The organism is Streptomyces sp. NP-1717 (genome assembly GCF_022695985.1).
In the GTDB taxonomy this organism is placed as follows: domain Bacteria; phylum Actinomycetota; class Actinomycetes; order Streptomycetales; family Streptomycetaceae; genus Streptomyces.
The window spans coordinates 1-11297 of the sequence record NZ_JAAPBF010000235.1 but is presented as its reverse complement, the minus strand read 5'-3'; the positions used below and the strand labels follow the sequence as shown (position 1 = coordinate 11297).

General features: G+C 69.8%; 12 protein-coding genes and 1 pseudogene. 5 read left to right on the top strand and 8 right to left on the bottom strand.

Annotated features, from left to right (window positions below; all coding sequences use genetic code 11):
* The 5 genes and pseudogenes from GXP76_RS30325 to GXP76_RS30305 form a co-directional block, all read right to left on the bottom strand.
* A pseudogene (locus GXP76_RS30325) lies at positions 1 to 231 on the bottom strand (hypothetical protein); the annotation flags it as partial.
* 257 nt (positions 232 to 488) lie between these two features.
* The gene (locus GXP76_RS30320; RefSeq protein WP_242574821.1) at positions 489 to 2303 is read right to left on the bottom strand and encodes an ABC-F family ATP-binding cassette domain-containing protein; all 1815 of its coding nucleotides are present in this window, start codon (positions 2301 to 2303) and stop codon (positions 489 to 491) included.
* A 95-nt stretch (positions 2304 to 2398) separates the two neighbouring features.
* Complete coding sequence (locus GXP76_RS30315) at positions 2399 to 2872, bottom strand: DUF4333 domain-containing protein (RefSeq protein ID WP_242574820.1); 474 nt, start codon at positions 2870 to 2872, stop codon at positions 2399 to 2401.
* 180 nt (positions 2873 to 3052) lie between these two features.
* Positions 3053 to 3826, bottom strand: coding sequence for a hypothetical protein (locus GXP76_RS30310; protein WP_242574819.1), 774 nt, complete (start codon positions 3824 to 3826; stop codon positions 3053 to 3055).
* A gap of 116 nt (positions 3827 to 3942) precedes the next feature.
* Positions 3943 to 4488, bottom strand: a complete 546-nt coding sequence (locus GXP76_RS30305) for a hypothetical protein (RefSeq protein WP_242574818.1) — start codon at positions 4486 to 4488, stop codon at positions 3943 to 3945.
* Between the two features lie 362 nt (positions 4489 to 4850).
* Between GXP76_RS30305 and GXP76_RS30300 the strand changes: the two genes are divergently transcribed.
* From GXP76_RS30300 to GXP76_RS30285, 4 genes are all read left to right on the top strand, one after another.
* Entirely contained in the window at positions 4851 to 5999 is a 1149-nt protein-coding gene (locus tag GXP76_RS30300) for a sorbosone dehydrogenase family protein (RefSeq protein ID WP_242574817.1), read from the top strand.
* Between the two features lie 226 nt (positions 6000 to 6225).
* A complete protein-coding gene (locus tag GXP76_RS30295; RefSeq protein WP_242574816.1) occupies positions 6226 to 6606 on the top strand; it encodes a hypothetical protein in 381 nt (126 codons plus the stop codon).
* Positions 6607 to 6651: 45 nt separating this feature from the next.
* Positions 6652 to 6852, top strand: a complete 201-nt coding sequence (locus GXP76_RS30290; protein WP_242574815.1) for a DUF397 domain-containing protein — start codon at positions 6652 to 6654, stop codon at positions 6850 to 6852.
* A gap of 90 nt (positions 6853 to 6942) precedes the next feature.
* The gene (locus GXP76_RS30285) at positions 6943 to 7557 is read left to right on the top strand and encodes a DinB family protein (RefSeq protein ID WP_242574814.1); all 615 of its coding nucleotides are present in this window, start codon (positions 6943 to 6945) and stop codon (positions 7555 to 7557) included.
* A 46-nt stretch (positions 7558 to 7603) separates the two neighbouring features.
* Here the strand turns inward: GXP76_RS30285 and GXP76_RS30280 are convergent, their stop codons facing one another.
* The 3 genes from GXP76_RS30280 to GXP76_RS30270 form a co-directional block, all read right to left on the bottom strand.
* Positions 7604 to 9112 (bottom strand): DUF4246 domain-containing protein, encoded by a 1509-nt coding sequence (locus GXP76_RS30280; RefSeq protein WP_242574813.1) that lies wholly within the window; start codon positions 9110 to 9112, stop codon positions 7604 to 7606.
* 85 nt (positions 9113 to 9197) lie between these two features.
* Positions 9198 to 9899 (bottom strand): alpha/beta fold hydrolase, encoded by a 702-nt coding sequence (locus GXP76_RS30275; protein WP_242574812.1) that lies wholly within the window; start codon positions 9897 to 9899, stop codon positions 9198 to 9200.
* Between the two features lie 56 nt (positions 9900 to 9955).
* On the bottom strand, positions 9956 to 10960 hold the full coding sequence (locus tag GXP76_RS30270) for an MBL fold metallo-hydrolase (RefSeq protein ID WP_242574811.1): 1005 nt from the start codon (positions 10958 to 10960) through the stop codon (positions 9956 to 9958).
* A gap of 148 nt (positions 10961 to 11108) precedes the next feature.
* On the opposite strand from GXP76_RS30270, the gene GXP76_RS30265 reads away from it, so the two are divergent.
* On the top strand, positions 11109 to 11297 hold a 189-nt coding region (locus tag GXP76_RS30265; protein WP_242574810.1), incomplete at its 3' end, for a LysR family transcriptional regulator.

The following is an 11297-nucleotide window of genomic DNA, read 5'->3' as shown; positions in this document are numbered from 1 at the left end:
CTGGTTGTAGGGGCCCGGCTGGTTGTAGGGACCGGGCTGGCCCGTCTGCGAGCCGTACGGGCCGGGCTGGTTGTACGGGCCGGGCTGGCCGGGCGGCTGGCCGGGGACGGGCGGCGTCTGCGGGTAGCCGTACCCGGGCTGTGCCTGCGGCGGCCCCTGCGGGTAGCCGTATCCCGGCTGTTGGTCCGGCTGCTGGCCCGGCGGCGGTGGCTGGTTGGGCGGCTGGGTCATCAGCGCTTCCCCCTTGTCGTACGGTCCTTGGTCCGGTCGGTCTCCCCCGCTGTCCCGGTGGCGGGAAGACCGGCCGGCGAATGTCGGCAGGTGCCATCGGAACGGAGCGATTCGGGCTTGGGAATCCGCAGTGTCACGTCAGTCGAGCGGGCCTTCTTTGTATCACTCGCACCCTTGTACGGAACGGGCCGGTCCTCCCCTGTTCCCAAGGGAGGACCGGCCCGTGATGCGGTTGTTACGAGGTCTGTGCCGGACCTCTACGCGTCCTCGGCGAGCTCCATCCAGCGCATCTCCAACTCGTCGCGCTGCGCGACGAGTTCACGGAGCTCACTGTCGAGTTTCGCCACCTTGTCGAAGTCCGTGGCGCTTTCGGCGATCTGTCCGTGAAGGGCGGTCTCGCGCGTGGACATCTTGTCGAGCTGCCGCTCGATCCGCTGGAGTTCCTTCTTCGCGGCGCGGTTGTCCTTCGCCGACGCGGCGGGGGCCGCCGGCGTGGCCGGTGCCCCGCCGGCGCGTGCCGGTGCGGGCGCCGACTCCACGACCCGGCGCCGCCGCTCCAGGTACTCGTCGATACCGCGCGGCAGATGGCGCAGGCTGGCGTCGCCGAGGAGCGCGTACACCTTGTCCGTCGTCCGCTCGATGAAGAACCGGTCGTGGCTGATGACGACCATCGAGCCCGGCCAGCCGTCGAGGAGGTCTTCGAGCTGGGTGAGCGTCTCGATGTCGAGGTCGTTCGTCGGCTCGTCGAGGAACAGCACGTTGGGCTCGTCCATCAGCAGCCGCAGGATCTGGAGCCTGCGCCGCTCGCCGCCGGAGAGATCGCCGACGGGCGTCCACTGCTTGTCCTTGCCGAAGCCGAACTGCTCGCAGAGCTGCCCGGCGGTCATCTCCCGCCCCTTGCCCAGGTCGACGCGGTCACGCACCTGCTGAACAGCTTCCAGCACCCGCAAGGTGGGCTTGAGTTCGCCGACCTCCTGCGAGAGATACGCCAGCTTCACGGTCCGGCCGACGATCACCTTCCCGGCCTCGGGCTGGACGTCGCCCTGCGTACGGGCCGCCTCCGCGAGCGCGCGCAGCAGGGAGGTCTTGCCCGCCCCGTTGACGCCGACGAGGCCGATCCGGTCACCGGGGCCGAGCTGCCAGGTCAGATGCCTGAGCAGCACCTTGGGCCCGGCCTGGACGGTCACGTCCTCCAGGTCGAAGACCGTCTTGCCGAGGCGGGCGTTGGCGAACTTCATCAGCGCCGAGTTGTCGCGGGGCGGCGGCACGTCCGCGATCAGCTCGTTGGCGGCCTCGATGCGGTAGCGCGGCTTGGAGGTACGGGCCGGCGGGCCGCGCCGCAGCCACGCCAGCTCCTTGCGCACCAGGTTCTGCCGCTTGGACTCCTCGGTGGCGGCGATGCGTTCGCGCTCGGCGCGGGCGAAGACGTAGTCGGAGTAGCCGCCCTCGTACTCGTGCACCGCGCCGCGCTGCACGTCCCACATCCGCGTGCAGACCTGGTCGAGGAACCACCGGTCGTGGGTCACGACGACGAGCGCGGAGCGGCGCGCGCGCAGATGCCCGGCGAGCCAGGAGATGCCCTCGACGTCGAGGTGGTTGGTGGGCTCGTCGAGGATGATCACGTCCTGCTCGGCGATGAGCAGCTTCGCGAGCGCGATCCGGCGCCGCTCACCACCGGACAGCGGCCCGATGACGGTGTCGAGCCCCTGCGGGAACCCGGCCATGTCGAGCCCGCCGAACAGCCCGGTGAGGACGTCGCGGATCTTGGCGTTCCCGGCCCACTCGTGGTCGGCGAGATCGCCGATCACCTCGTGCCGGACGGTGGCGGCGGGGTCGAGAGAATCGTGCTGTGTGAGGACGCCGAGCCTGAGCCCGCCGTTGTGCGTGACCCGCCCGGTGTCGGCCTCCTCCAGCTTGGCGAGCATCCGGATGAGGGTGGTCTTCCCGTCCCCGTTGCGCCCGACGACCCCGATCCGGTCCCCTTCGGACACCCCGAGGGAGACCCCGTCGAGCAGCGCCCGGGTGCCGTACACCTTGGTGACTGCCTCGACATTGACCAGATTGACGGCCATTTCACTCCTGCTACGGGACGGATGGATCGACGTCCCAGGGTAGTCGGAGCGGAGGGTGGGGTGCGGGGGCGGTCCGCCGGGCCGGGGTCCTGCGTTCACTCCACGCTGTCGTTGACCTTGAAGTTGTAATTGACCTGCTTGCCGTTGACCGAGACGGCGGTGACTGTGACATCGAGGGTGTCGCTGCCGGCGGTGAGCTCGCAGGTGATCGTGGCGCCGACCCGGGCCGGGAGGTGCTCGGGGCAGGTGAGCCTGTCGGGGCGCTTGCCGGTGTCCGCGGCGAGCTTGTCGGAGATCGTCTGCGCGACCCTCGCCTTGTGGACGGCCCCCTCCTCGCTGACGCCCGTGTTCTCGGGCTCCGCGGGATCGTCACCGCCCGGCTGCTCCTCGGCCGTAGGTTCCTCGGCCGTCGGCTGCTCCTCGACGGCGGCTGCGCTCTCGCCGGCCGTCGGCTCACTCTTCTTCTCCGCGTCGCCGATGCTGAAGGAGCATCCGGTGGCCAGAAGCACCGTCAGCGCGCCCAGCGCCGCCGCGGTCGCAATCCTCTTGTCACGCCTCGTGTGTCGCATTTCGTATCCCCGTTTGCAGTATGAGGCAGAGATCCAGGACTGCTTTCCGAATATTCGGGCGGATTTCGCAGCCGAATTCGGTGTCCCCGCCGTACGACGGGGACATTAGCCCGGCCCGGTCGCCGAGTGTGACGGTCGTTCGCCCCACAAGCCCTGCGGCCGCGGACCTTGATCCGTCGGTCACAGCCGGTCGGGATCGCTCGCCGGGCCGGTGACCTCGACGGCGGCACCGAGGTTCGGCGCCGCCCTCCTGGCGAGTTCGCCGGCATGGTCTTGATCCGCGCCCTCCGCCACGACGATGCTCACCGCCGATCCGGACACGGCATCGCGTCGCAGAGTCGCGCTGACGACCGGGTACCGGGCGAGCACCGCCTCGTACGCGGCGATCGCCTCGGTGGGGTAGACGTCGTTGAAGGCGGTCTCCACGAAGAGCCCCCCTCTGACCGTGAGGACCATCACGCCGGAGAGCGGCCGGTGCCGGTCGCCCTTGGCGTACATGTCCTTGAACACCGCCAGCGCGCCGGTGGCATCGACCGCGGTGACCTCGATCCGCCAGCGGTCGGTTGCTTCTTTCCAGGGCGCGTCATTGATGTCGGCGTCCGTCACCCGGTCGTCGGCCGTCAGTGACCGCCACAGCGCCAGGACCTCTCCGGTGCGGCCCTCGTCCGCGACAACGGTGAAGGTGATGCCGTCCGCCGCGATCCGGCCGGTGATCTTGTCGTGACGGGCGACGTACTTCCTCAACTCGCCCACCAGCTCGGTCACGCGGTCGGCCGACGTGCCGTCCTCGACGATCAGGGTGCCGGTCGACTTCCCCATGAAGGGCAGCGTGTTGTCCTTGGTGGTGCGGATTTTCACCACGTCCGGCGTACCGGCCCAGTTCTCTTCGAAATCCGCGGCGAGTGCCGAGCCCTTGTCGATGGCGCAGCCGGTCAGCGAGGGCAGGCCCAGCACGAACGCGAGGATCAGTACCGGCCACCGCAGGGCGCTTCTTCTCAGTGTCGTCTCCTTGAAAGCGCCGTTGGTCGATCGGATGGGGCGTCCGCCCCTGACGAAGACCGCCGGGACCGTCAGTTCGCGAAGTCCGGCCGTGGCCGGCCGTTGTGGCGCAGCCTGAGCCGGCGCCGGGGGTGCGAGCGCAGCACCGGATGGAGGTTCCAGCCCCGCTCCGAGGCGACGCGCAGGACGTAACCGGCGCCGGCGCCCCGGAAGTAGTGCGCTCCGAGTTCCAGGTCGCGGTGGTGCTCACGGAGGTAATCGGAGGCGGTTTCCACTCGCCGGGTCTGCTTCTCGATGCGGCGGTCCACGCGCGCCCGGTAGTACGCCGTGTCGCCCTCCCGCACGAGCGCCACCGGGACCACGCACCAGAGCGGGAGGAACGGAACCCGGCCCAGCGTGGCGTCCAGCACCCGTATCGCACCGTTCTCGGCACGGGGCACCACGTAGACGATCAGCTGGACCACCGCCGCCACCGAGTAGAAACAGACGGCGAGGATGATCCACACCACCCACCACAGCGGCAGGAACAGCAGGGTCAGTGGGAGAAGCAGCAGCCAGAGCACGGCGGCCGGACGGACGGGAAGCGGCCCCCAGGCGGGGTCGTCGTCATCATGCACGGACGGTGTCTTCTCCTCGGGTTCGCCATCGCTCGACGGTGCGCCCGCGAGCGTACGCCGGAGGCCGACCCGCGCACGGCCGGTACCGCGGCCCCGTACGACGGGCAGGGTAGCCCGGCCCGGCCGCCGAGTGTGCCGGTCGTTCGACCCACAGGGAACGGACGCCGAACACCGGAGTGCGCGCGTGGCGGCGGACGAGACACAAGGATCCCTATTGGTCTAGGCCAACCACGTCCGTCTCTGTATTCTCATCGGTGGCCGGCGGCACACACCCTTCACCCGGGTCGCGTGCCGGCACGGGCGACGCCCACCCGACACTGCCCCGGCAGTCGAGTCCCCCATTCGCCGCTCTAGGAGTCACGGTGAAATTTCGCACCAGAAGCTCGGCGATCATCGGCACCATCTCCCTCCTCGCCTCCCTCGCGCTGACCACGGCCTCCGCCGACGAGCCACGCGGCCCGCGTCCGGCGGCCGATGTGAAGCTCACGGAAGTGGCCAAGGCGCAGAACCCCATCGCCGGCGCCGCCGGGCCGCGTGGCACGGTCTGGATAGCCGAACGCGCGGGCACCGTAAGGGTTCTGACGGACGACGGGCTCAGCAGGCCCGTTCTCGACATCTCCGCCGAGACCACCACCGACGGCGAACGCGGCCTGCTGGGCATCGCGTTCGACAAGAGGCTCGCGCACTTCTACATCTCGTACACGGACCTCGAAGGCACCAGCACCATCGACGAGATCGCCCTGCGGAACGGCAAGCTCCAGCCGCAGACCCGGCGCACGGTCCTCACCCAGACGCAGCCGTACGAGAACCACAACGGCGGCGACATCAAGTTCGGCCCCGACGGCTACCTCTACATCGCACTGGGCGACGGCGGCGCGGGCGGCGACCCGCACGGCTACGGCCAGAACCTCGACACCCTGCTCGGCAAGATCCTGCGGATCGACCCGGCCGGCGGCAGGCACACCGGCAAGCCCTACACGATCCCGAAGAGCAACCCGTTCGTGAACGACCCCACCGCCAGGGACGAGATCTGGGCGTACGGGCTCCGCAACCCCTGGCGCTTCTCCTTCGACTCCGGCACGGGCGACATGCTCATCGCCGACGTCGGCCAGAGCGACTGGGAAGAGGTCGACTGGGCCCCGGCGCGGAGCAGGGGCGGCGAGAACTACGGCTGGTCCTCCATGGAGGGCACCCACCCCTTCCGCGGCGGCACGGAGCCCGCGAACCACGTGCCCCCGGTCTTCGAGTACGACCGCACCGGACTGGGCTGCTCGATCACGGGCGGCTACGTCTACCGCGGCGACGCGATCCCGGCCCTCAAGGGCCAGTACCTGTACAGCGACTACTGCGACGGCACGGTCCGCACGCTGAAGCTCAAGAACGGCAAGGTGACGGGCCAGAGCGACCTCGGCGTCACGAACGGCGAGGTCATCTCCTTCGCGCAGGACGGCGACGGCGAGCTGTACGTGCTCTCCATCGGCGGCAGCGTGTCGCGTATCGACGCGGCGTAACACTGACCAGGCCGGGCCCGGCGCCGCAGTCGTGGCGCCGGGTCCGGCGTGTGTCGCTCCCGCTCTCGACGACTCGGAGCCCCCGGCCGTTCTCCCGTACGGCGCCGGGCCCCGCCTCGTCCGGCGCGGGCAGAACCCGGGGATTGCCGGCGCAGAGCCGGGCGTCGTCCACGAGGGGATGTATTCGCAGGGAGTGACCGCGCCACGTCGGCGGCAGACCCCACCCGTGCACCAGCCCGCAGCTTCGCCATGCCCGGACACCGAAATCCGCTACCGGTACGAGCACATCACGTACCGTTCGCTCACCGCTGCGGGCTCGGAGATCGACATTATCGAGCGCCACCGCGCCCGCACCCCCGCCGAGGCAATCCGCCAGATCCGGCTGTCCGTCCGCGCCCTCGTCGCCACGCTCCCACCCGAAGAGCGCGAACGCGCCCTCAGTTCGGCCGAGGGCGGCGGCTGCGTCGGAGCCGTCGCCGCCCCGCACCGGGGCGAGCCGTGCGGGTTCTCGCTCAGCCGCCACCGCGCACGGCTGGAGTGGACGGTCCACCCGTACTACGCGTTCCACACCCCGCAGACGCGCCGACTCCCCCTCCTACCGCGCTGAACGCACCCGGCGCACCACAACACTCACAGAAGGAGAGCCACCCTCATGACCAGCCCCCTCACCTGGCAGAAGTCCTCGTTCTCGGGATCCGACGGCGAGATCCAGTGCGTCGAAGTGGCCCACGTGGACGGTCGGATCCTGCTCCGTGAGAGCGACGCGCCGGACACCGCCGTCACCACCGACAGGGACAAGCTGCGCGCCTTCCTCCTCGGGGTGAAGGCCGGCGAGTTCGACCACCTGGTCTGATCCGCCCGGCGGAACCATCTGCCCTCCCACCCGGACCAGCTTCCTTGGGGCCGAGGCCCGTTGTCGGTGCCGGGTGGGAGACTGCCCCGCATGATCGAATCGAACTTGCGGGCAGACCCGTTGAAGGCAGACCTCCTCCGGTATCTCCAGTCCGCGCGTGACGCCCTGCTGTGGAAGCTCGACGGCCTGTCCGAGTACGACGTCCGCCGTCCCCTGACGCCCACCGGGACCAATCTGCTGGGCCTGGTCAAGCATGTCGCCGGGGTGGAGATCGGCTACTTCGGCGAGATGTTCGGGCGGCCGTTCTTCGACGCGGCCCAGGTGCCTTCGTGGTACGCGGAGGACGCCGAGGACAACGCGGACATGTGGGCTCCGGCGGACGAGTCGCGCGAGGAGATCGTCGGGCTGTACCGGCGGGTGTGGGAGCACACGGAGGCCACGGTCACCGCTCTGCCGCTCGACGCGACGGGTCATGTCGCGTGGTGGCCCGAGGACCGGAGCGAGGTGACACTGCACCGCGTCCTCGTGCACGTGATCTCCGACACCACCCGGCACGCGGGCCACGCCGACATCGTGCGCGAACTCGTCGACGGGGCGGTCGGGATGCGGAAGGGCAACGACAACATGCCTCCGGGCGACCGGGCCTGGTGGGAGAGCTACCGGGACCGGGTGGAGTCCGACGCCCGGACGGCCGGCAACAGCTGACCCGGCCGTGGCGGCGTGCGGCTGCTCCACCCGCCGCCGCCGCGGTTCAGTGCTCGCAGAGGGAGAATTCCCGCTCGTAGAGCTGCTCGTTGTGCTCGTCGACGAAGAACTTGCGTTCCCGCATGAGTTGTTCGCGGTACTCCTTGGCCTGTTCCAGCGTCATGGTCGAGGTGTCGGACCACGGTTGCTGCGGTGGTACGTCGGAGGTCGAGACGATCTTCTCCGACGGGTCGACCAGGAAGAACGCGAGAATTTTGCGGTGTCCCGGGCGGGTGGGGTCCGCGAGACGGAATGAACCGACGCGGTGCTGCAGGACGTTCGGGAACGCCAGGCAGCGGCCCGCCGGGGTCGGTGCCGATCCCAGCAACTGGTTCAGCGCGTCTTCGTCCTCCAGGCCGTAGACGTCCCGCAGACCGTTGTCGTCGTTCTGTTCGTAGTCCGGGTCGTCGAGCGCCGCGCGGAAGCTCAGCGTGCTCTCGGTGATGTTCTCGCTGTCCCAGTAGTAGATGCCGGTCGAGACGATCCGCTCGTTCATCATCCCCTCGACATGCCAGGAGCCGCCGGCGTACTCGGGCTTCTCCGGGGTGAGATGAATGGTGGCGAGCTTGACGATGACCTGGAGACCGTGGCCGCGCAGGTCGACACGGGCGAAGTCGCCGGGCAGCTCGGGCGCGGTGAAGGCCGGGGCGTCCGGAATGACCGGACTGCGGTTCTCCCACCAGTCGTCCGTGGCCGTTCCCCAGGCGCTGACGGCGTCCTGGTAGGCCGCGTCGTCGCTGAAGGAGGCTTTGTCCGGATACTCGGGCTTCGAGTCGTACCACCCGTAGGGATCGGCCTCGATCCGCAGGGGCCGTGGATGGCGCAGATCGGTGAGCACGTTCTCCAGCAGCGGGCGCATGCGCGCGAAGAGGTCCGGCAGGACGGAGGCCAGTTCGCGATGGGTCTCGGGGTGGACGTTGTTCACATACGAACGGAAGGCGACGCCGCCGTCCTCACTGACGTCGACGTCCGTGGGCAGCCACTGGAACTTCTCGGAGAACTCGTACTTCGAGTAACGGTCCGTCGGATTCCGCCAAGCCCGCTCGTGCTCACCCGACACCTCTCTCACCAGGCAGAACAGTGAGGGGTGAACCAGATCCAGGACCTGGCCGCCGGACCCGGGATGCCAGTCCCGCGCCGCTTCGGGGACCTCTTCCAGTACCCGGACCGCCTCGCGCAGCCGGGACCTGAGCTCGTCGTCGACCAGTGCGTCCGACTGCCACACCCCGTCGACGGCGGAGACCTCGACGCCGGTCCGCGCGTCCCGCAGCCCGGCGTAGTACGGAAGTTCGGCGAGGACGTAACGGACCTGCGCCTCGGTGAGGCCCTGGGCGACCGCTTCCCGCGCCCATCTGGCTGCGATCTCGGCATCGTTCATCTTGTCGAACCACTCCGGCTTGGACCGGATGTGCGAGCTGCACCGCATCATCTGAAGTTCCCGCAGCGTCCGGGGTGTCGCGAACGATATGGAACGAGAAGCGTGAAAAGGCAGCGGGAAAGCAGACAGGCCAGTCAAGGCTCTTGGTCCTCCGAGTCGGTGTGCGGTGGCGGGAAGAGTACTTCAGCGGACTGACATTCCGGCCGTGCGAAGGGCTCCGGTGTCAGAGGCCGAGCAGGATCCGGGCCAGTTCGTGGGGCTGGGAGAACATCGGCCAGTGACCCGTGTTCATCTCCACCAGCCGCCAGTGCTCGCTCTTCAACAGCTCGGCGACGTCGGGGCTCAACTCGGGCCAGTCCAGAAGGCACTTGATGTACGTCGCCGGGAGACCGGCGAGTGGTCGCTCCAGCGTCGCCGGGTCGGTCAGGGTCGCGCCCGGGTGCGGCGTGGCGCCGGAGACGAGGCGGGTGGTCTGCTCGTCCGTCAGGCCCTGGCCCTCGCAGTCGTCCGCCGTGAGAGGCGGCCAGAAGCCGCCGCTCCCGGCGATCGACGCCTCCACCGCCGCCCGGCCGTCCGGCCAGCCGGAGACGAACGACTCGCCGTCCGTCGGCACGTTCGAGTCGACGAACACCACGCGGGAGAGCCGGTCGCCGATGCGCGCGGCGGCCTGGCCGGCCGGGATGCCCGAGTAGCTGTGGCCGACCAGGACGACGTCACGCAGGTCCTGGCCCTCGATCGCGTCGACGATGTCCCGGACGTGGGTCTCCAGCCCGATGGGCCCGTCCCGCTCCTCGTCCCGCCGCTCGGCCAGGCCGGACAGCGTCAGCGCGTACGCCTCGTGCCCGGCGGCGCGCAGGTCGGGCACCACCTCGTCCCACGCCCACGAGCCGAGCCACGCGCCTGCCACCAGTACGAATCGAGTCATGCCGGGAATCTAACGCGGGGGTCTGACAACCGGCCCCCGGACATGACCGCGCGCCGTCAGAGACTCAGCGTCTCCAGGTGGTCCAGCTTCACGAACCGGCTCTTCGGGCTCGCCCTGCGCACCGCGTCGCGCAGCGCGTCGAGCCCGCCCCAGTCCACCGCGGGCTCGTCCAGGGGCTCGTCGAAGTCGTCCCAGTGCGTCGGTACGACATAGGCCGGGTGTCCCAGCAGTTCGAGCAACCGCGGTACGTAGCCGGGCACGTTGGCCCCGCCCGGCTGGATCATGACGAGATCCGCGCGTATCCCTTCGAGGTCGTGCTCGCTGAAGTTGGACGACCCGAAGTTGACGATGTCGAAGCCGTTGACACTGATCAGGTACGACAGGCTGCCGCCCTCGACCAGGTCCGCGATCGTCTCCGGGGCCTTGGGCACCTGCCCCGGCCGGGTGCCGGCGAACGCGACGCGGGGGTGCTCGCCGCCCATGGAGTGCAGCGACCGTATGACCTGCACGGAGTAGCCCTTGTACTGAAGGCGCTCGCCGCCCGACACCACCGACAGCTGCTTCTCCGGGGCGCCCATCGCGCGCATGGTGTTCACATGGCTCTCGGTACCGAAGACCGTGGCGCCGGTGGTCTTCGCGAGGTGCGGGACGTCGGTCATGTGGTCGTAGTGCCCGTGCGTGACCAGGATCTGGTCGGCGCGCAGCCCGTAACCGTCGATCACCGCGGCGTCGACCTCGATCGGCGTCTGCGGGGCCGCGCCCGCCTCCGAGTAGGTGCCGGTCCAGAAGCGGGTGAGCCAGGGGTCGATCAGTACGGTGGCGGCGGAGTCACCGGCGCCGATACGGATCTCCCAGCCGTTGTTGCCGAGCCAGCGCAGGCGCAGATCGCCCGGCGCGGACCGGTCGGCGGACGGGCGTGCGGACGGGCGGCCGGAGGGGCCCGCGCTCGCGGTGCCCACGGCCGTCGCGGCCACGCCGGCGCCGACCGCCGCCGAGGCGCCCAGCAGCCCCCGCCGTGTCATGAAGTTGGATCGCTTGCTCTCGGTCTTGCCCTTGTTCATCGCGCGAAAGTGCCCTTCGTCGTACGGCCGGCTCCCCCGGAGGGAGCGGCCGGTGTGGCGAACAGGACGGGATCACAGCACGCCCGCGGCGGCCCGGTCCAAGACCCTGACCGGCGGCGACTCATATCGAGCCCGATATCGTCGCAGCGTGGACCTGTTGCGACAGCTGCGTCACTTCACCGTGGTGGGCGAGGAACTGCACTTCGGCCGGGCGGCCGAACGCCTCGGCATGGCGCAGCCGCCGCTGAGCCAGCGCATCCGCGAACTGGAGCGGGAGTTGGGCGTGGAGCTGTTCGACCGCTCGCGCCGCCAGGTGCGGCTCACCCCGGCCGGCGCC